The organism is Curtobacterium sp. MCPF17_046 (genome assembly GCF_003224295.1).
GTDB lineage: Bacteria > Actinomycetota > Actinomycetes > Actinomycetales > Microbacteriaceae > Curtobacterium.
Genome location: NZ_QKLB01000001.1, coordinates 306729 through 326451, shown reverse-complemented (window position 1 = coordinate 326451; position 19723 = coordinate 306729). Strand labels below are relative to the sequence as shown.

The following is a 19723-nucleotide window of genomic DNA, read 5'->3' as shown; positions in this document are numbered from 1 at the left end:
ACCCGGCCGGAGGTCGCCGATCAAGCCGCTCGGCTCGATGCCGAGCAGGTCGAGCCGCTGGGCTTGATCCGGAGGATCTGACCGACCCCGTCGCCCGTCAGCCGACGGGCGGACGGGGGGCGCCGAGCGCTGCGCGCAGCCTCGCCTCGGCGTCGTCGTCGGCTCCGGCAGCGGCGGCGACGTTCGCCTCGGCCACGGCACGGACGACCTCTTCGCGCTGGATCTTCACACCGCGGGGCGCGTCGATGCCGATGCGGACGCCGTCCCCGCGGGAGTCGAGCACCGTGATGACGATGTCGTCACCGATGAGGATCCGCTCGCCGACCTTGCGCGTGAGTACCAGCACCCGGCAAGCCTACCGACTCCACGTCGCCGCCCCGGCCGGGACACGGTGCGGTGCGTCGGGTGGTCAGAGCGTCCGGACCGGCAGGCCAAGCAGGTGCACCGTGTCCGGGGTCGCGGTCTCCTCGGTGCCGATGGCGAGCACACCGGCGAGCGGCACCGGAGCGTCCGCCACCGCGGCGAGCATCGCGAGGGCGTCCTCGTGCTTGCGCCCGGCGTCGATCACGACCCAGACCTGGTCGGGTGCGAGCGAGGTGGTCGTCGCCACGTCGGTCCACGCCGCGACCGCGAGCAGCGCCACGCCGTCCCGCACCGCGTCGGCGCGCGCGAGGATCCCGCTGCGTCGGTCGGACGCCGGTGTCGCCCGCAGACCGTGCCTGCTGGCGAAGACCCCGGCGGCGGCGTCGACGTCGGCCGCGCGACCGACGAGGAGCACGAGGTCGCCGTCGGCCGAGCAGACCGCGGGTGCGGGGGTCCGGACGGGCGCGGGAGCCGCGGCGGCGGGCAGCTCGGGACGCAGGTCGGCCCACGGGTCCGCGGCCCTCGGGTCCGCGTCCGGGCCTCCCGTCACGGCGGACGCGACCGATGTGGTCGACGCACCGGGCGCGGCGGACGCCGCCCCGGACGGGACGTCCTGGAGGCCCGGCTCGGCCGGCACGGGACCGGCGACGGCCCGGCGCGGCGGGGCCAGTCCGTCGGCCGCGAAGCCGTCGAGCACCGAGGCGAAGGCGTCGGCCCGGGTGGTGGAGGTCCCGTCGGTGTCCGCGATCCGGGCCTCGGCCGCCTCGGCGTCGGCGAGGAGCGCTGCGATGCCGATCCGCCTGGCGGGTGACGCGGCGATCGTGACGCGGGCCGTCGGCGGGTCGAGGGGGTCCGGGAACTCGACCGTCGCCTCGACGTGCGCCCGGCGGAACAGTCCGGCGACCCCACCGGTCGTCACCCGCTCGGCGGCGACGATGCGGGCCGCGGGTCCGAACTCGGCGAGGATCGCAGCACGGACCTCGTCGAGCGTGGCGCCGCTACGCTGCGATCGGATCGGCGGCACGGACCACTCCCACGGTCTCGATGGTGGACCCCGCTGCCGTGGCCTCCTGGTACGAGAGCACGGGCAGGCCGTTGGCCTGCGCGGACACCATGCGGTGCACGGCCGGGCGGAGTTGCGGGGCACAGACCAGGACGGCGGAGAGCCCCTGCTCCTCGACGGCGCGGACCGATTCCCGCACGGAACCGAGCACCTGCTCGATCCGGTGCGCGTCGAGGAGGATCTGGGTCCCCTGCTCGGAGGGACGGAGCCCCTCGAGCATCGCCTGTTCGAGCACCGGGTCGATCATGATCACACGGAGCACGGCGCCGTCCAGGTGGCGGGCGGCGAGGGCCGGACCGAGCGCGGCCCGCGCGGACTCGACGAGACCCTCCGGGTCGGTGGAGACCTTCGCACGGAGGGTCAGCGCCTCGCAGATGCGCCCGAGGTCGTTGATCGGCACGCGCTCGGCGAGCAGGCCCTGCAGCACGCGCTGGAGTTCGGCCATCGAGAGCATGCCGGGGACGAGTTCCTCGACCGCAGCGGGGTTCACCTGTTTGACGCCCTCCGCGAGCACCTTGACGTCCTCGCGGGTGAGCAGACGAGCGGCGTTGTCGCCGATCACGGCCTGCAGGTGCGTGACGAGCACGGAGACCCGGTCGATCACGGTCGCGCCGGTCATCTCGGCGGCGTGCCGGAGTTCCGCGGGCACCCACTTGCCGGCCAGTCCGAACACCGGCTCGACGGTGGGGTCGCCCGGCAGTCCGTCGAGCTGCTCGCCGAGCGCCAGCACGCTCCGCGCGGGGGCGGTGCCACGGCCGGCCTCGACGCCGGCGATGCGGATCGCGTAGGTCGACGGCGGCAGGTCGATGCTGTCCCGGGTGCGGACCGGCGGCACGACGATGCCCATGTCGACGGCGATCTTCCGGCGGAGGGCCCGGACCCGGCCGAGCAGGTCGTCGGACGCGCCGGAGACCATGTCGACGAGGTCCGGCGCCAGGAGGATCTCCAGCGCGTGCACGCGCATCTGCTCGAGCAGGTCCTCGGGGGTGTCGCTCGGGGGTGCTGCGGCCGCGATGGCCTGCTGCTCGGCAGCCGTCGCTGCGGCACGCTTGGCGTTCTGGCCGATCCGCCACCCGGTGAAGAGGAGGGCCGCGCCGATCAGCAGGAAGGGCAGGATCGGCATGCCGGGGATGAACCCCATCGCGATCGCCGCCGCACCGGCGATCATCAGCGCGGTGCGGGACTGCGAGAGCTGGTCGGACGCCGACGTGCCGATGTCGGACTCGGCGCCCGAGCGGGTGACGATCATGCCGGTCGACACGGCCATGAGGAGCGCCGGGATCTGGGACACGAGGCCGTCGCCGATGGTGAGGATGCCGTAGTGCGACAGCGCGTCGGTGATCGACATGCCGTTCTGCAGCATGCCGATGGCGATCCCGCCGACCAGGTTGATGACGAGGATCAGGATGCCGGCGATCGCGTCGCCCTTGACGAACTTCGACGCACCGTCCATCGCGCCGTAGAAGTCGGCCTCGGCGGACACCGCCGCGCGGCGCTCCTTCGCCTGGACGTCCGTGATGAGCCCGGCGTTGAGGTCCGCGTCGATCGCCATCTGCTTGCCCGGCATGGCGTCGAGGGTGAAGCGGGCGCCGACCTCGGCGACGCGCTCGGCGCCCTTCGTGACGACGACGAACTGGATCACCACGAGGATGAGGAAGATCACCGCGCCGATGATGACCGAGCCGGCGACGGCGACGTGCCCGAAGGCCTGGATGACGTCGCCCGCGAACCCCTGGGCGAGCACGAGTCGTGTCGAGGCGACGTTGAGCCCGAGCCGGAACAGCGTCGCGACGAGCAGCAGCGACGGGAACACCGAGAAGTCGAGCGGCTTCTTCACGAAGAGCGTCGTGAGCAGGATCACCAGCGCCAGCAGGATGTTGCAGATGATGAGGACGTCCAGCAGGAACGGCGGCACCGGCAGGATCAGCAGCAGGATGATGCCGACGATGAGCACCGGGACGGCGAACTTCGGCAGGTCGGCGCGCTTCATGCGGGGAGGGCCTCTCCGGGAGTGTGGTCGGTGGCGGGACGCGGTGTCCGGAGCTTGCGGGGGCGGACGTCGCCGCTGAGCGTGGTCGGGTCGAGCACGGTGGCGACCTCCTCCGGGGTGGTGGGGCGGGGCGGGGTGTGCGTGCCGCTCGCGGCGCCGTGCGCGGCGAGCGTCATGACGAAGGACAGGACGCGGGCGACCGGGGTGTAGAGGTCGACCGGGATCTCCTGGCCGAGCTCGCACGCCGCGTGCAGCGCACGGGTGAGCGGGACGTCCCGCACCATCGGCACGCGCTCCTCCTCGGCCTTCTGCCGGATGGCGTCGGCGACCGGGCCGGCCCCCTTCGCGACGACCTTCGGTGCCGACTTGCCGGCCTCGTACTTGATCGCCACGGCGTAGTGCGTGGGGTTCGTCATCACGACGTCGGCGGTGCCGATGGCCGCGATCATCCGGTTGCGGCTGGCGGCGAGCTGTCGGGACCGGCGCTGCGACTTCACGAGCGGGTCGCCCTCGGCCTGCTTGTTCTCGTCCTTCACCTCGCGCTTGGTCATCATCGTGCGCTTGCGGTTCCGGCGGATGACGACGAACACGTCGAGGGCGGCGAGCACGAGTCCGGCGGCGACGGCGGCCTGCAGGAGGGTGCCCGCGCCGGCACCGGCCGCCTCGAGGACACTGGTCAGCGGCAGGGACCCGCTCGACATGAGGACGGGCACGAGTCCCTGCACCGCGAACCAGAGCACGAGGCCGACCACCGCGGTCTTCAGCAGTGCCTTAACGCCGTTCCACAGCGCCTGCGTCCCGAACACCCGCTTGAGGCCGGCCACGGGGTCGAAGTGGTCGGGCTCCGGCGTGAGCTTCTTGACGTGCACCCCGCCCTGCGCGACCGAGGTGGCGAGCACGGCGACCGCGACGACCCCGAGCATCGGACCGAGCGTCGCGCCGATCGAGCCGAGTGCCTCGTCGAACACGTGCCGCATGGTGCCGACGGTGGGGTCGGCGATGACGAGCGCGACGGCGCGCATCTGCTGCTGTCCGGCGGCCGACGCGTGCCCGATGAGCGAGGGGAACATCAGCGCGGCGGCGGCGATGCCGATCCAGGCGCTGAGGTCCTGCGACCGGCCGAGCTGCCCCTTCCGGCGCACCTCGCGCATCCGCTTCGCGGTCGCTTGTTCGGAGCGTTCTCCGCTGTCCGACATGCCGTCACCCCCTGCCCGTGATGGCCTGCACGGCGTCGCCGGTGAGGGACGACACGACACTCGGCAGCGCCATGAACAGCGCGCCGGCGAACAGGACGGTGAGCCCGATCTTGATCGGGAAGCCCATCTGGAACGCGTTGAGGGCGGGGGCGACACGCGTGAGCAGCCCGAGGCCGACGTCGGCCAGGAAGAGCACGACCACGAGCGGCCCGGCGATCTGCAGCGCGGCGAGGAACATCTGCCCGAAGGCCGCGACGAGCATCGGGGCGACACCGTCGATGGGGAACCGTCCGTCCACGAGCGGGACCCCGTCGAACGAGCGGACGAGTCCCCCGATGATGAGCTGGTACCCGCCGGAGGCGAACAGCAGCGCGAGGGACGCCATCTGGAACAGGCGGGTGAACTGCGCGCCGTTCACCTGCGACTGCGGGTCGAACGCCTGCGCCAGCGTGAAGCCGCCGAACAGGTCGATGAGCGCTCCGGCGGACTGCACCGCGGCGAAGACGAGGTACACCATGAAGCCGAGGACGAGGCCGACGAGCAGCTGCGTCACGAGCGCGACGAGGAAGGTCGCGGTGTCGAGCTGCTCGTAGCCGGCGGTCACCTTCGGTGCGACGCCGATCGCGAGCCCCAGGCCGAGGATGACCTTCACCACGCCGGGGAACGCGCGGTAGGAGAACGGCGGGGCCACGACGAAGAACGCGACGAGCCGGACGCCGGCGAGCATCGTGCCCTCGAGCCGGGCCGCGTCGAACAGCAGCTCCATCAGCCGCTCCCGAGCAGCTTCGGGATCATGTCGAACGCCACGTGCGTGAACGCGACCATCTCGGAGATCATCCAGTTGCCGCAGACGACGAGCGCGACGGCGACGGCGAGGGCCTTCGGCACGAACGAGAGCGTGACCTCCTGGATCTGCGTCACGGACTGGAACAGCGAGATCGCGAACCCGACCACGAGCGAGGTGACGAGGACGGGCGCGGCGAGCTTCCCCGCGACGAGGAGCGCCTGGAGGGTGAGGTCGATGACCGCCTGCTGGTTCACGGGTGCCTCCCGGGCCGGACCGCGCTAGACAACGTGGTAGCTCTCGATGAGGGACGTGATGATGAGACCCCATCCGTCGACGAGGACGAACAGCAGGATCTTGAACGGCAGCGAGATCATCACCGGCGGGAGCATCATCATGCCCATCGACATGAGGGCCGCGGAGACGACGAGGTCGATGACGAGGAACGGGATGAAGATGACGAACCCGATGATGAACGCGCTGCGCAGCTCGGAGATGACGAACGCCGGGATGACCGTGGTCATCGGCACGTCGGCCATCCGCGCGGGGTTGTCCCGACCGGCCGCGCGGGTGATGAGGGCGACGTCCTCGTCCCGGGTCTGGTGCAGCATGAAGGTGCGCAGCGGTGCGGTCCCGGCGTCGACGGCCTGCTGGAAGTCGATCTTCCCGGCGAGGTAGGGCTGCAGGGCGTCGTCGTTCACATGGCCGATCACCGGTGCCATCACGAAGAGGGACAGGAACAGCGCGAGTCCGGCGATCACCTGGTTCGGCGGGATCGACTGCAGGCCGAGGGCGTTCCGGGTCATCGCGAGGACGACGAAGATCTTCGTGAACGACGTCATCATGAGCAGCAGCGCCGGGGCGACGCTGAGCAACGTGATCCCGATGAGTGTGACGACGGCGGACGACGGGGTGCCGTCCGGCCCGTTCACGTCGACGCTGAAACCACCCGTCGACGGGGTCGCGGGCGCGGACGGCGCCGCGGGGGCGGTGGGCTCGACGACGCCGGCGGCGTGCGCTCCGGTGGTCGTGAGCATGAGGAAGCCGGCGACCACCGTCAGCCCGAGGAGGACGAACAGCAGGAGCCTGCCCGTGCGGGCGGCGCTCACCCGGTCCGCCGCGAGCGGAGGACCGACGCTGCCTGGCGCCAGGTGTCCGCCGAGAGGATCGACCCCTGCAGCTGGGCCGCGGTCGGGACGACCCGCGTGTCCGCCGCACGGACCGTCCGGTGGGCACGGCGGCCGCGCGGCCGGAGCGGCAGTGGGTCGGTGACGCGTCCCTCGGCGTCGGCCGGGGCGGTCGCGACGGCCGGGAGGCCCGGTGCGGCCTGGTCCTGCCGGTCGAGTTCCGCGCCGAACGCGTCGGCCGTCGGCAGCGCGACCGGACCCGTCACGATCGTCAGCTCCGGTGCGGGCGCCTGCCCGCTCGTGAGGAGCGTCACGCCCTGCTCGGCGACGCCGAGGACGAGCCGCTCACCATCGACGTCGACCACGACGACGCTCGCCTTGCCGCCGATCGCCTGACGGCCGACGACCTCGACCGAGGCCGATCGACGCCCGCGCGCGCGGGCGGCGCCGAACTGCCCCTTCTGCATGCGTCGGTGCAGCACCCACATGAGGGCGAGCACGACGCCGAGGGAGAGCGCGACGCGGAGCGCGATGACGAGCGTGTCCACCGGGGTCAGACCGTCTCGGCGACGTCGAGGATCTTGGTGATGCGGACCGCGTAGTCCTGGTCGACGACGACGACCTCGCCGTGGGCGATGAGGCGGCCGTTGAGCAGGACGTCGGCGGGCGCCCCGGCCGAGCGGTCGAGTTCGACGACCGCGCCGGGCTCCATGCCGAGCACGTCGCGGACGGACATCCGGGTGCGACCGATCTCGACGGTCAGGGTCATCTCGACGCTGTTGATGCGGCCGAGGTTGCCCGCGGGCAGGGTCGGCGCCGCGCTGACGGTCTCGGCGACGGTGCCGTTCTCGCGGATCCGGACGGCGACCCAGCCGGCCGGGGCCCCGGCACCGCTGAGGGCGAAGACGACGGTCTCCGGGTCGGCGACGAGCGCGGCGGCGGACTCGCGGCGGCCCTCGCCGAGCACGCCGGCGCCGAGCGGTGCGACCGCGGCCTCGAGCGACGGGCGGAGCACGTCGGCCACCGAGACGAGCCCGGATTCGACGCCACCGGCGGCGGTGATGCCGCCCAGGTCGAGCAGGACCACCGCGAGGTCCGCGGACACGCCGCCGACGAACGAGGCGACCACGGCGTCGACCGCGCGCGCCTGCAGGTCGGGGGTGGGGCCTCCCGGCTGGACGGTCGCGACGAGCGGGACGGGGGTGGGCAACGCGCTCGCGAGCGCCTCGGCGGCGGTCGTGTGCAGCGTGGAGGTGACGACGGTCATGCGGACGGCTCCGATGCGGTGGTGGTGACGACGACGCCCGCGAGCCGCGAGCCGTTCGCGCCGACGGCGGCGGTGCCGACGGGTTCACCGTCGACGGAGATGGTGAGCGGGCGGTGCTGCGGGTGCGGCAGGGGCAGGACGTCGCCGACGGCGAGGCCGAGCACCTGGGCCGGCAGCACGGTCGCGGGGGCGAAGCGCAGGGCGACGCCCACCGGCACGGCGGCGAGCTGGGCGTCGATGAGGGCCTTCGCGTCGGCCGTCGAGACGTCGGCGGGCCGGTCGACGAGCTGCGGGAGGACGGCCTCGGCCGGGAGGGCGAGGGTGCCGTCGGCGATGCGGTCGCCGACACGGATCTCGAAGGACGCGACGATCATCAGGTCGGACTTCTGCGCGGCCTGGGCGAACTGGCTGTTGAACTGGAAGGCGCCGGCGGACACCGGGCGCTCGAGCAGCCCACCGAGCGAGTAGCGGAGGTCGTCCAGCGCGTCCTCGACGAGGCGGCGGACGAGTGCCTGTTCGATCGGTGTGAAGGTGCGTTCCGGCGTCGGCAGCGGCTTCGAGGCACCGAGCGAGTGCGACACCCAGGTCAGGGCGGCGTCGAGCGGCACCTGCAGGACGCCCTTCGCGGCGACGTCCTCGATCGGCAGCAGCACCATGCCGGTGAGCGCGGGGAGCGACGCGGCGTACTCGTCGTAGGTCATCATCGCGACCTGCTCGCACGTGACCTGGCTGAGGACGCGCACCTTCGCGGTCAGCTGCGTGCCCCACTGGCGGGCGAAGGTCTCGAAGGCGAGCTCGAGGACCCGGGCGTGCTCACGCGCGAGCGTCGACGGGCGCGCGAAGTCGTACACCTCGGGCGCGGTCAGGGTCTCGGTCACGAAGCGTACTCTCGGCCACCGGCGGGCGGCCGTCAGCTCTGGCCCCTCTTCTGGGGCGACGTGGCGCTACCCGGTGCGAACCCCGTCCTGCGCGGAGGCGAGGGCCGGCATGAGGGCGCTGACGTCCTGGTCGGCGTTCGACAGGACGACGATGTCAACGCGGCGGTTCAGGGCGAGGTCCTGCTCCCGGGTCCCCTTGGCCAGGGGGCGGCTCGACCCGAAGCCGACGGACTGGATGCGCTCGGCCGGCATCTGACCGCGTTCGACGAGGTCCCGGAGCACCCCGGTCGCGCGGGCCGAGCTGAGCTCCCAGTTCGTGGCGTACGGGGCGGTGGAGTTCCGGCTGTCGGCGTGCCCCTCGACGCTGACGTCGTGGTCGGCACCGCGCAACACCGGCGCGATGGCGTCCATGATCTGCTTCGCCTGGTCGGAGAGGTCGGCGCTGTTCGTGCCGAAGTACGTGTCGCTGCCGACGAGCCGGACGGTGAGGCCGCGGGAGTCGAGGCGGAACTGGACGTTGGCGTCCTGCCCGGCCTTCTCGAGGTTCCCCGAGATGGCCCGCTCGATGGCCTGCAGGTCGTCGAGCTCCTCCTTCGCCGCCGCGAGGTCGGCCTTCGTCGCCGATGCCGGCACGACGGCGGCCGCTGGGTCGGCGTTCGTGTCCTCGGCACCGGACGCCGCCGTGGAGTGGTCGGCCTGTGCTTTGTCCACCGAGTAGCCCGTGCCGTCCTCGACCTCGTCCTTCGTGACGATGGTCCCCGAGGCGGTGTCGATCTTCTGCGACTCGACCTCGCCGAACCCGGTGGCGAGCGACTCCTTGAGGGCCATGTACTTGTCCTGGTCCACGGAGGACATCGCGAACAGCACGAGGAACATGCACATGAGCACCGTGATCATGTCCATGTACGAGGCCATCCAGCGCTCGTCGGGGTGCTCGGCCTCGTCGTGGCCGCCCTTCTTCCGGCCGCGTCCGCGACCGCGGGGGTTCGCGCTCACGGTCAGGCCGCCAGCTGCTGGTCGTCGGCGTCGGACTTGTTCTTCCCGCCCTTGCCCGATGCGCCACGGGCGCTCGGCGGCACCATCGCGGTGAGGCGCTCCCCGAGGAGCCGAGGCTGGCTGCCGGCCTGCACGGCGAGGAGGCCCTCCATGAGGAGCGTCTGCCGGTCGGACTCGAGCTGCGCGAGCTTGCGGAGCTTGCCGCCGAAGGGCAGCCAGAGGAAGTTCGCGGTGAGCAGGCCCCAGAGCGTGGCGACGAACGCACTCGCGATGAGCGGCCCGAGCTCGTCCGGCTTGCCGAGGTTCGCGAGGACGTGGGTGAGCGAGACGACGGTGCCGATGATGCCGACTGTCGGGGCGAAACCGCCGAGGCCCATGAAGAACGCGCTCGCGCTCCGCATCGGCGCCGCGTTCGACTCGATCTCGTCCTCGAGCAGGATCCGGAGCTCGTCGCCGTCCGTGCCGTCGGCGATGTTCTGCAGGGCCTTCTTCATGAACGGGTCGTCGTGCTTGTCGGCCTCCTGCTCGAGGGCGAGCAGGCCGTTCGCGCGGGCCGTCTCGGCGAGCCCGACGACGTCGTCGATGACGGTCTGCGGCGGCGTCACCTTGCCCGTGAACGCCTTGGGCACGGTCTTGAAGGCGGCGAGGGCGTCCTTGAGGGTCGTGCTCGCGACGCCGCAGCCGATGGTGGCGACGAACACGAGGAGCATCGGTGCGGGCAGGAAGAGCCCCGCCATCTCGACGTGCTCCATCTGCGCCATGCCGAACAGGGCGCCGAAGGCCAGGAGGATCCCGATGATGGTCGCGATGTCCATCTCAGCGCCCCCCGTCCTGCGAGCGGAGGGTCGCCACGGGGGCGAGCGTGGGCTGCGGCCCGGTGGTGGTCAGGTCCCGCGTCGACGGCAGGTCCGTCCCGTAGGCCATGCTGACGATCCGGGCGCGGTACGCGGCGATCCGCTCGATGACCTCGGCCAGGGACTCGCGGACGATGTACTTCGCCCCGTCGACCATGATGAGCGTCGTGTCCGGCGTCTCCTGGATGCGCTCCACGAGATCGGGGTTGACAGCGAATCCGCTGCCGTTGAGTCGTGTGACGACGATCATGGCCCGTCCTGGTTCTCGATCGACCCGCCGCCGTCCGTGGGGCAGGTGTTCGACCGCCCGTCCGTGGGTGGTCAGTGCGCACTATCGGCTCCCGGCGCGTCCCCGTAAGTGCGGACGCAGCCGAGGCGCGTTCGCCCGGGGCGACCGGACGACGGACGGGAGGCTCGTCACCGGCTGGTGGCGAGCCTCCCGTCCGTCGGGTCGCGGCGGACCGGTCAGACGACCGCGATCTCGTTCGGGACGCCCGGCAGGCGGTCGCTGGTGGCGATGACGTCACCGCTGGTGAGGTCGACCGCCGTGACGGTGCGCTCGGCCGGGTCGGTGACGTACGCGACGTCGTCGAGGACCTTCAGCGCCGGGTGGGCGTCCTGCCACTCGGCGGGGCCCTCCCACTCGTCGATGACGGGGAAGCTGTCGAGCTCCTCGCCGGTCTCCTCGTCGAACACGTGCAGGGCGCCGTCGCTGCCGAGCGCCACCGCGGAGTCCTCCGGCCCGCGGGCCAGGTCACGGAAGGTGAAGCCGACGCCGTCCGGCATGTCGGCGACACGGTAGTCGCCCGTCGCGGCGTCGATCAGGGCGATCTGGTCGAGGAGGTAGCCCTCGGAGTCGGGGTCGTCGTTGAAGTCGCCGACCGCGATGCTCGACGACTCGGTCGTGAACAGGTTCCCGCTGCGGCCGTACTCGGTCGGGGCGTCGACCTTCTCGAACACGCCGTCCCGGTACACGAGCGCGCCGTCGGAGCAACCGAAGACGGCGACCTCGTCGGCCACCGTGCCCTCGCCGTGCACGTCGGGGCACTCCTCGGAGCGGGCGGTCTCCTGACCGTCGGCGTCGAGGGCGCGGACGCCGGAGCGCGACTCCTCGGTGCCGATGGTGGTGAGGAGGGTGCCATCCTCGAGCTCGATCGCGACGCCGTGGTGTGCGGCCTCCGACTCGGTCGTGTCGACCTCCGGCAGTCCGCCGCCCTCGACGGCGCTCGCCAGGTCGGCGGTGTCGAACGTCGTGACGTCGCCGGAGCCGTCCGCGAAGAGTGCGGTGCGGTCGCCGTGGACGACGACGTGCCCACCGGTGTCGGCGGGGAACGTGACGTCGGTCAGGGCGGAGTCGGCGCTGGTGCCGGCCGCGGTGTCGAGCACGCGGAAGCCGTCGGGGACGGTCACCATCACGTGGCGGTCGTCGCCGGCCGGGTTGACGCGGGTGAAGCCGCCGACGGCGTGGTCACCGACGACCTGCAGGTCGCGGTCGAGGACGAGCAGGCCGCCGTCGTAGGTGAGGGCGATGCGGTGGCCGGTGTCGGCACCCGCTGCGTCCGGACCGGGCGACGCGCTGTCGCTGGCGGCGGGGGTCCCGGAGCCGGCGCACCCGGTCAGGAGGAGGGCGGACGCGCCGAGCAGCACGGCCGGGGCGAGGAGGGTCTTCTTCGTCATGACCGACACTGTATTGATTCTCATTCTCATCCGCCAACCGACAGGCCGTCGACGATGGCGTCGGTGTTCGAGCGCATCATCTCCAGGTACGACGCCGCGCCCTCACCCTCGGCGGTGAGGGACTCGGTGGCGAGGGACCGGATCGCGACGTGCACGTCCACCTCGTCCGCGAGCACCTCGGCGAGACGGGCGGGCTGGGACGCGTCGACGAAGATCGTCGGCACGTCGGCGTCCTCGATCGCCGCGGCGAGGTCGCGGAGGTCCGCGGCGCTCGGCGAGGCGAGGGTGGTGCCGCTCGGGATCACGGCCCCGACCACGCGGAAGCCGAACCGGTCGGCGAGGTACCCGAACACGTGGTGGTTCGTCACGAGGGCACGGCGGTCCTCCGGCAGCGCGGCGAACGCGGCGGTCATGTCCCCGTCGAGCGCCTCGAGGTCGTCCCGGTAGCCCTCGAGTGCCCTGTCGAGCGCGCCGTCGTCCAGCCCGGGGACCTCGTGGAGCTCCTCGCCGAGCGCGTCCACGACGGCGGTCATGCGGGCCGGGTCGGTCCAGAAGTGCGGATCGAGGCCGCTGGCGTCCTCGCTCGTCCACTCGAGCACGTCGACCGCCTCCCCCGCGGTGAACACCGGGACCCCGTCGGAAGCGGCAGCCGCGACGTGGCGTGCGACGCCCTCCTCGAGCCCGAGGCCGTTCTCCACGACCAGGTCCGCGGTCCGCAGCCGGGCGGCCTCCTGCGCCGAGACCTCGAACGAGTGCGGGTCGGCACCGCGTGGCATGAGCACCATGACGTCGGCACTGTCCCCGACCACACGCTCGACGACGTCGCCGAGGATGTTCGTCGTGACCGCGACGAGTGGTCGGTCGTCACGCTCCGCCGCGGAGCACCCGGTCGTGCCGAGGGCCACGACCGCGACGGCCGCCACGACCGCGAGCCGCCTGACGCCGCTCACCGGCCGACCTCGGCGAGCACGTCGGGCCGGACCGGCACGTCGATGGAGCGGGCGACCCGGGCGTCGTCGGCGAAGTCGACCTCGTGCACGACGGACTCCTCCGGGTCGGAGAGGTAGGCGCGCTGCGCGTCGAGCTGCAGGGTCGCACCGGCAGCGGACGACACGAGGGGCTCGGTCGTCACGGGAGCGGAGTCCCCCCCGGACCACACGAGGACCCGTCCGTCCGCATCGAGCGCGACCACGTGCTCGTCGGTGTCGTCGACCGCGACGACCTGGCGCAGGGGGCGGTCGGTCGGGACGTGCTGCCAGGAGCGCTCCCGGGTGTCGAGCAACCAGTAGCCGGTGTCCCCGGCGAGGGCGGCCACGGTCGGCCGACCGGTGCGGTTCGCGAAGTCGGTCGCGCGCGGCAGCGTCGACCCGGCAGCGACGCCGACCGTCTCGACGACCGGGTCGCCGCCGTCCGGGTCCTCGGTGACGAGCACCGCGCCGTCCGCGCACCCGACGACCGCGCCGACACGGGTGACGATGCCGCCGGCCGGGTCGACGCACGTGGCGTCGACGCCGGTCGGCTCCCCCGCGGCGTCGAGCACCCGGACGCGGTCCCCAGCCGAGTCACCGGAGACGAGGAGCGTGCCGAGCGGCAGGAGGACGCCGGCGTCGTCGACCCTCGCGGTCTCCCGCACCTCGCCCTGGCCGAGGGCGTCGCGGTCGAGGGCGACCGCCCGGCCGGACGCCGACCAGGCGAGGGTCGTGGTCGACTCCGAGGAGGCGATCGTGACCGGCCCTGCGCCGTCGAGGCTGCCGACGACCCGGGCCGCGGCGTCGTAGTAGTGCGTGTGGTCGCCGTGGTCGACGGTCCAGGCGCCGCCGTCGACGATCGTCGTCCGCTCCCCGTCGCTCGTGGCGAGGAACCGGCCGTCGGTCGCCGCGTGCTCGGGAGCCGGGACGTCGTCGAGCGACTCGGTCTCGGCCGCGAGCAGGTCGTGGACGGCGACGCTCCCGGCGGCGTCGGCGAGCAGCAGCCGGAGCTGGGGCTCGGATGCCTCGGACGCGCCCTCGACGAACCCGTGCGGCTTCGCCGAGGCGGACGACGGTCCACCGGAGGCGCCGGGCGGGTCGGCGTCCGGTGCGGAGCAGGAGCTCAGGAGGAGCGCGGCAGCGACGCCGAGCGCTGCCGGGACGGCGATCGGGGCTGGTCGGGTGCGGAGGTGGTGCATGGTTCCTTCCGGGGACGGTGGACGAGGAGACGGGTCGCACGGCGGAGACCGTGCGAGACGACGACGGCGACGATCGCGACGAGGGCGATGCTCGCGCCGGCGGCGGTGCCGGCGTGCCAGGAGACGAGCAGGCCGGTCGCGACCGCGGCCACCCCGAGCACCGCGCCGAGCGCCATGGTCGGGCCGGTGCCGCGGGTCCACGCACGGGCGGCCGCGGCGGGGGCCAGGAGCAGCCCGACGACGAGCAGCGTCCCGACGGCCCGGTAGGAGGCGACGACGGCGAGGGTCACGAGCGCCACGAGGACGACCTCGGCCAGGCGCGGCCGCAAGCCGAGCGTCGCGGCCTTGCGCGGGTCGAACGCCGCGGCCGTGAAGGGTCGGTGGAACACCGCGGCGACGGCGAGGGCGGCACCGGCTGCGACCGCGAGCGTGCCGAGGTCGGCGGTGGTGACCGCGAGCACGTCGCCGAACAGGATCGCGGTGACGTCGGTGGCGAAGGACCGGGACCCGGACACGATGATGACCCCGAGCGCGAGCATGCCGACGAAGAGCAGGCCGATCGCCGTGTCGTACGACAGGCCGCCACGGCGACGGAGCGCCTGCACGCCCGCGACCATCACGCCGGCACTCACGGCGGTGCCGAGCACGGCCGGGACGCCGGTCAGGGTGGCGACCGCGACGCCGGGCAGCATGCCGTGCGCGAGCGCCTCGCCGAGGAACGCCATCCCCCGGACGAGCACCCAGGTCCCGACGACGGCACACAGCACCGCGGCCGTGGCTCCGGCGACGAGGGCACGGAGCATGAAGTCGACGGAGAACGGGTCGGTCAGCCAGGTCACGGGCGACCACGCTACATGGGAATGATTCTCCTTACTGCTAATCTGCTCAGGTGTCGCCCCGATCCGTCCAACTCCGTTCCGTGACCGTCCGACGAGGTGAGCGGGCGGTCCTGCACCGAGCCGACGCGGTCTTCGAGCCCGGTGCCGTGACGGTCGTCGCCGGCGCGAACGGCTCCGGCAAGTCCACCCTGCTCGAGACGGTCGCCGGGGTCCTCCCCGCGGCCGAGGGCACCGTCAGCGGCGTGTCGCCGCGCTCGGTCGCGCACGTCGCGCAGTCGGTGTCGACCCCGGGCCCGCCGCTCACCGTGCGTGCCGCCGTGGCGATGGGCCGGTGGGCATCCGTGCCGTGGTGGCGCCCCCTGCGGCCCCGCGACCGCGCGGTCGTCGACGAGCAACTGGCGCGCCTCGACCTCGTCGGGCTGGCCGACCGCCCGCTCGACACACTGTCCGGTGGGCAGCGCCAGCGCGCACTCGTCGCGATGGGACTCGCGCAGCAGGCTGCGGTGCTGCTCGTCGACGAACCGACCGCCGGCGTCGACGCGCGCTCGCTCCGGCTGGTCCTCGACGCCCTCGCCGCCGAAGCCGGCCGGGGTGCGGTCGTCGTGCACGCGGCCCACGACCCCGAGGCGCTCGCCGCAGCCGACCGGGTGCTCACCCTCGAGCGCGGCACCCTCACCTGACGCGAGCGACCGTCCAGTCACCGGACCGTCCGCGTGGCCGGTCGGTCGCGCTGGTCGAGCCGGTCAGCCGCGCTGGTCCAGGCGGAGCAGCCTGGTCTCCTCGGCGTCGTACTCGGCACGGACCTGTCGGAGCACGAGGTCGTCGATCTCCCCCTCGTCCCGCAGCCGCAGCACCGTGGCCGCCTTGAGTCGCACGAGCGCCAGTTCGAGCTCCACCGCCGTCCCGCGCTGCTGCAGCAACGGGTGGTCGTCGTCGTCGCTCTCCTCGGCCTTCACGAGCGCGAGGTGGCCCTCGTAGTCGTCGCGGATCCTGTCGACGATCTCGGCGTCGGCGCCGACGCGGCGCGCCAGCTTCGGCAGGGCGTCGAGCGCCGCCTCGATCGCGACGCGCTCCGCGGACCGACGCTCCTCGACCACCTCGTTGCTGCCGTCGAACGCCGCCCAGCGGACGACCGCCGGCAGCACGAGCGACTGGCCGACGATCGTCACCACGACGACGCCGGCGGTGACGAAGACGATGAGGTCCCGGTCCGGGAACGCGCCGCCGCTCTCCACCATCCGGGGGACGGCGACCGCAGCCGCGAGCGAGACCGCGCCGCGGAACCCGGTCAGCCCGCTCACCAACCGGTCGCGGTGTCCTTCGCGGGGCGAGCCTCCCGTCCGGAGGGTCACGAGCCGCACCGTGCCCCAGGTGAGGTTGAGGAACGCGAAGCGGAGCACGACGACGGCCACCGACACGGCGCCGATCAGCCCGAGGCCGACCGCGATCTCCCCGCCCGTCAGGGCCCGGACCGAGATCGTCGCCTCGATGCCGACGAGCACGAAGAGCGCGCCGTTGAGCAGGAACGTGGCGAACGACCAGAACGACCGCACCTGCTGCCGGGTCTCCGCCCGGTCGAGCTTCGGAGCGACCTGACTGACGACCAGGCCCGCCACGACGACCGCCAGCACACCGGAGGCGTGCACCGCCTCGGCGACCAGGAACGCGGCGAACGGCACGAGCAGCGTCAGCAGGTTCTCGAGCACGACCGCGTGCACCCGACGGAGGACGAGCATCCCGAGCCACGAGGTCAGCAGCCCCGCGGCGATCCCGCCGACGTAGGACAGCAGCAGCATCCCGGACACGTTCCAGAAGGTGAGCTCCTGCTCCCCCGCCGTCACCGCGACCGCGATGCCGTAGATCACCAGCGTGGTGCCGTCGTTGACGAGCGACTCGGCCCGGAGGACCGTCGTGTTGCGCCGCGGCAGGGACCGCGTGAGCGCACCGACGGCGGTCGCGTCGGTCGGGGCGACCGCGGCACCGAGCACCCAGGCCGGACCCCACGGCATGCCGAGCAGGTGCAGGAGCGTCGCGACCCCGCCGGCCGTCAGCACGACGAGGAGGGTCCCCATCAGGACGATGCCGCGCAGGTTCGCACGGATCTCCCGGAGCGAGATCGTCAGGCTCTCCCAGTACAGCAGTGCCGGCAGGAACAGCAGCAGCACGGCGTCCGCGGGCAGCTCGACCTCGCGGAACACCGGGATGAACGCGATCCCCGCACCGAAGGCGAGCAGCAGGACCGGGGGCGCGACACGCAGCCGGTTCGAGACGGCGGTGGCGACGGCGATCGCGACCACGAGCACGACGACGAGTTCGGGTGCGATGAGTTCCATGAGGAGCACAGCTTGCCAGGGCGGTGGTGTCCGCGCTCACGCCTGGTCCGCACAGCGAACCGCGCCCCAGAGCAGCGGCGCGGAGCAACGGCGCGGAGCAGCGGCGCGGAGCAACGGCGCGGAGCAGCGGCGCGGAGCAACGGCGCGGAGCAGCGGCGCGGCCACAGCGCGTCCGGAGCGGCTCAGCGCCCCCGCTCGGCCCGCTTCGTGAGGACCAGGAACGTCACGTGGCCGAGCAGGGCGATCCCGAAGAACACGAGCGCGACCGCGTAGACCCGGTCGAGCGTCCCGTCGCCGGTCAGGAGCAGCACGATGCACCCGACCACCGCAGCGGTGAGGACCCCGACCTGCACCATCGACCACGTCGTCCGCCAGCGCGGCTGCTGTCCCTGTCCGTCCACGTCCCCATCCTCCCGCATCGACGGACGGGAGGCGCTGCACACGTCGTGCGCCGGGCCTCCCGTCCACCTCGGGCCACGTCCGGCCCGGGCCGCGTCCGGCCCCGGGCGGTGCCGCCGGCGGCCGGTCAGCCGAGCTGGTCGGTCAGCAGCGTCGGGTCGGCCGCGAGGGACGCCTTGACCATGCGGCTCCAGTCGTCGACGAGGACCTCGGCCGCGCCGGCCTGCACACCGTCCAGCGACGCGCGGGCGACGTCGGCCGGATCGGTCATGTGGCCGTCGTAGCCGGCCATCATGTCGGTGTCCGCGGCGCCGAGGTGGAGGCCCTGCACCGTCACGCCGCGACTCGCGAGCTCCAGGCGGACGGCGTTCGTCATGTTCCACTCGGCGGCCTTCGCGACGGAGTAGCCGCCCGCGCCGGGGGCGGCGAACCAGGACAGCGCCGACAGGACGTTGACGATCGCACCGCCGCCGTTCCGCTCGATGACGGGGGCGAACGCACGCACCACCTCGAGGGTGCCCCACAGGTGCGTGTCCACCGCGCGGCGGGCGTCGGCGAGGTCGTCGGTGAGGAGCGATCCGGAGGAGGAGATGCCCGCGTTGTTCACCAGCAGCGTGACGTCGGGCGCTGCGACTGCTGCCGCCGCGACCGACGCGGGGTCGGTGATGTCGAGGGGCAGGACCGTCACGCCGGGGACGTCCACGAGTTCGGGACGGCGTGCGGTCGCGTAGACCTTCGTGGCGCCGCGCTCCAGGAGCTGCTCGACGAAGCGGCGTCCGATGCCGCGGTTCGAGCCGGTGACGAGCGCGACCGATCCGGTGATGTCCATGGTGTCCTTCCGCCGGACGGGTCCGTCCCGCTCCGGCTCGGTTACGGTAGGACCTCACATCAGTGTCAGGGGCAAACCCGGGACGGAGACGACATGCGCATCGGGGACCTCGCTGCCGAGACCGGGGTGAGCGTCCGCTCGCTCCGCTACTACGAGGAGCAGGGGATGCTCGCCGCCACCCGCACCGCGAGCGGGCAGCGGACCTACGGCTCGGACGCCGTCGACCGGGTCCGGCTGGTCCAGCAGCTGTTCGCCGCCGGGTTGCCGAGCCGGACCATCGTCCGACTGCTGCCGTGCGTCGACGCCGGGCAGGCCACGCCCGAGAGCTTCGCCCTGCTCGTGCAGGAGCGCGACCGGATCACGGCCCAGCTCGCCGAGCTGACGGCGGCGCGGGACCGGCTCGACGAGGTCATCGACATCAGCGAGCACCCGACACCCGAGCACTGCCCGGCGCTCCGGACGGAGCCGTCGACGGTCGGCGCGGCGGCGGCCTGACGGGCGTTCCGCTGCCGGTGGGCAGTCCGCCGCCGGGCCGGTGGTCCGGCTCGACCGGTGACGGCGTGCTGCTGCAGATCCCGGTGACGAGCCGGACCCCTGCACCGACCTCGCGGAGCAGGTAGGTCGGCAGACGGCCCGCCGGGTACGGGTCGAGGTACTCGCGGCTCACCGGACCGATCTGGGACACGACCGCCACCGAGTCCTTCTCCGACCCGGACGTCCCACGTGGGACGAACACGTTGCCGGGGAACGCCTCCAGGGCGGTGTCCGACGTGAGCGGCACCACGAGGACGGTCGCGATGTCGCTCGCCAGGAGCCAGTCCTGCTGCAACCGGTCATACCGGCGCCCGTCCGGCGACGGCTACCCCCGTCGTTCGTCTGGTGTCAGGTGCAGTCGGTATCGTCGTCGGGTGCAGATGCCGGAACGCCCAGAGGACACCGTCGGACGACGCCACGGCCGGGT

The 19723-nt window shown here is 72.9% G+C and carries 23 protein-coding genes; 2 read left to right on the top strand and 21 right to left on the bottom strand.

Annotated features, from left to right (window positions below):
• Positions 1–97: 97 nt before the first annotated feature.
• The 17 genes from csrA to aztB all read right to left on the bottom strand — a co-directional run bounded on the left by csrA (position 98) and on the right by aztB (position 15201).
• Positions 98–346 (bottom strand): carbon storage regulator CsrA, encoded by a 249-nt coding sequence (csrA, locus tag DEJ32_RS01535; protein WP_110824893.1) that lies wholly within the window; start codon positions 344–346, stop codon positions 98–100.
• A 63-nt stretch (positions 347–409) separates the two neighbouring features.
• On the bottom strand, positions 410–1387 hold the full coding sequence (locus tag DEJ32_RS01530; RefSeq protein ID WP_110900096.1) for a hypothetical protein: 978 nt from the start codon (positions 1385–1387) through the stop codon (positions 410–412).
• On the bottom strand, positions 1362–3416 hold the full coding sequence (locus DEJ32_RS01525) for a flagellar biosynthesis protein FlhA (protein ID WP_110900095.1): 2055 nt from the start codon (positions 3414–3416) through the stop codon (positions 1362–1364). The genes DEJ32_RS01530 and DEJ32_RS01525 overlap by 26 nt, the downstream gene beginning before the upstream one ends.
• Complete coding sequence (locus tag DEJ32_RS01520; protein ID WP_110900094.1) at positions 3413–4612, bottom strand: flagellar biosynthesis protein FlhB; 1200 nt, start codon at positions 4610–4612, stop codon at positions 3413–3415. The genes DEJ32_RS01525 and DEJ32_RS01520 overlap by 4 nt, the downstream gene beginning before the upstream one ends.
• Before the next feature lie 4 nt (positions 4613–4616).
• Positions 4617–5378, bottom strand: a complete 762-nt coding sequence (locus DEJ32_RS01515; RefSeq protein WP_110824889.1) for a flagellar biosynthetic protein FliR — start codon at positions 5376–5378, stop codon at positions 4617–4619.
• On the bottom strand, positions 5378–5653 hold the full coding sequence (locus DEJ32_RS01510) for a flagellar biosynthetic protein FliQ (protein ID WP_110824888.1): 276 nt from the start codon (positions 5651–5653) through the stop codon (positions 5378–5380). Before DEJ32_RS01510 ends, DEJ32_RS01515 begins: the two co-directional genes overlap by 1 nt.
• Positions 5654–5677: 24 nt before the next feature.
• Complete coding sequence (gene fliP / locus DEJ32_RS01505; RefSeq protein ID WP_110900093.1) at positions 5678–6505, bottom strand: flagellar type III secretion system pore protein FliP; 828 nt, start codon at positions 6503–6505, stop codon at positions 5678–5680.
• A complete protein-coding gene (locus DEJ32_RS01500; RefSeq protein ID WP_110900092.1) occupies positions 6502–7071 on the bottom strand; it encodes a flagellar biosynthetic protein FliO in 570 nt (189 codons plus the stop codon). Before DEJ32_RS01500 ends, fliP begins: the two co-directional genes overlap by 4 nt.
• A gap of 5 nt (positions 7072–7076) precedes the next feature.
• Complete coding sequence (gene fliN, locus DEJ32_RS01495; protein WP_110900091.1) at positions 7077–7790, bottom strand: flagellar motor switch protein FliN; 714 nt, start codon at positions 7788–7790, stop codon at positions 7077–7079.
• On the bottom strand, positions 7787–8668 hold the full coding sequence (locus DEJ32_RS01490) for a flagellar motor switch protein FliM (RefSeq protein ID WP_110825195.1): 882 nt from the start codon (positions 8666–8668) through the stop codon (positions 7787–7789). Before DEJ32_RS01490 ends, fliN begins: the two co-directional genes overlap by 4 nt.
• 66 nt (positions 8669–8734) lie before the next feature.
• Positions 8735–9664: a flagellar motor protein MotB gene (locus DEJ32_RS01485; protein ID WP_110900090.1), complete on the bottom strand. Its 930-nt coding sequence runs from the start codon at positions 9662–9664 to the stop codon at positions 8735–8737.
• A 2-nt stretch (positions 9665–9666) separates the two neighbouring features.
• A complete protein-coding gene (locus tag DEJ32_RS01480; protein WP_110824883.1) occupies positions 9667–10479 on the bottom strand; it encodes a motility protein A in 813 nt (270 codons plus the stop codon).
• A 1-nt stretch (position 10480) separates the two neighbouring features.
• A complete protein-coding gene (locus DEJ32_RS01475) occupies positions 10481–10768 on the bottom strand; it encodes a flagellar FlbD family protein (RefSeq protein ID WP_110900089.1) in 288 nt (95 codons plus the stop codon).
• 215 nt (positions 10769–10983) lie between these two features.
• Positions 10984–12195, bottom strand: coding sequence for a hypothetical protein (locus DEJ32_RS01470; RefSeq protein WP_181420550.1), 1212 nt, complete (start codon positions 12193–12195; stop codon positions 10984–10986).
• Positions 12196–12221: 26 nt separating this feature from the next.
• Positions 12222–13145: a metal ABC transporter substrate-binding protein gene (locus DEJ32_RS01465; RefSeq protein ID WP_181420549.1), complete on the bottom strand. Its 924-nt coding sequence runs from the start codon at positions 13143–13145 to the stop codon at positions 12222–12224.
• Positions 13142–14362: an ABC transporter gene (locus tag DEJ32_RS01460; RefSeq protein WP_110900087.1), complete on the bottom strand. Its 1221-nt coding sequence runs from the start codon at positions 14360–14362 to the stop codon at positions 13142–13144. The genes DEJ32_RS01465 and DEJ32_RS01460 overlap by 4 nt, the downstream gene beginning before the upstream one ends.
• The gene (gene aztB / locus DEJ32_RS01455) at positions 14287–15201 is read right to left on the bottom strand and encodes a zinc ABC transporter permease AztB (protein WP_110900086.1); all 915 of its coding nucleotides are present in this window, start codon (positions 15199–15201) and stop codon (positions 14287–14289) included. The genes DEJ32_RS01460 and aztB overlap by 76 nt, the downstream gene beginning before the upstream one ends.
• 80 nt (positions 15202–15281) lie before the next feature.
• Between aztB and DEJ32_RS01450 the strand changes: the two genes are divergently transcribed.
• Positions 15282–15881, top strand: coding sequence for an ABC transporter ATP-binding protein (locus DEJ32_RS01450; protein ID WP_110900085.1), 600 nt, complete (start codon positions 15282–15284; stop codon positions 15879–15881).
• Positions 15882–15944: 63 nt separating this feature from the next.
• Here DEJ32_RS01450 and DEJ32_RS01445 read toward each other — a convergent pair whose 3' ends face one another.
• The 3 genes from DEJ32_RS01445 to DEJ32_RS01435 form a co-directional block, all read right to left on the bottom strand.
• Positions 15945–17534 carry a Na+/H+ antiporter gene (locus DEJ32_RS01445; protein WP_110900124.1) on the bottom strand — a complete coding sequence of 530 codons (1590 nt, stop codon included), beginning with the start codon at positions 17532–17534 and terminating at the stop codon, positions 15945–15947.
• Between the two features lie 182 nt (positions 17535–17716).
• Positions 17717–17935: a hypothetical protein gene (locus tag DEJ32_RS01440; RefSeq protein WP_110889764.1), complete on the bottom strand. Its 219-nt coding sequence runs from the start codon at positions 17933–17935 to the stop codon at positions 17717–17719.
• Positions 17936–18060: 125 nt separating this feature from the next.
• A complete protein-coding gene (locus DEJ32_RS01435) occupies positions 18061–18762 on the bottom strand; it encodes an SDR family oxidoreductase (protein WP_110900084.1) in 702 nt (233 codons plus the stop codon).
• 93 nt (positions 18763–18855) lie between these two features.
• Here DEJ32_RS01435 and DEJ32_RS01430 point away from each other — a divergent pair, with 93 nt between their 5' ends.
• The gene (locus DEJ32_RS01430) at positions 18856–19257 is read left to right on the top strand and encodes a MerR family transcriptional regulator (RefSeq protein ID WP_110900083.1); all 402 of its coding nucleotides are present in this window, start codon (positions 18856–18858) and stop codon (positions 19255–19257) included.
• On the opposite strand, the gene DEJ32_RS01425 is transcribed toward DEJ32_RS01430, so the two are convergent.
• Complete coding sequence (locus DEJ32_RS01425; protein WP_110900082.1) at positions 19181–19591, bottom strand: type II toxin-antitoxin system PemK/MazF family toxin; 411 nt, start codon at positions 19589–19591, stop codon at positions 19181–19183. The genes DEJ32_RS01430 and DEJ32_RS01425 overlap by 77 nt on opposite strands.
• Between the last annotated feature and the right edge of the window lie 132 nt (positions 19592–19723).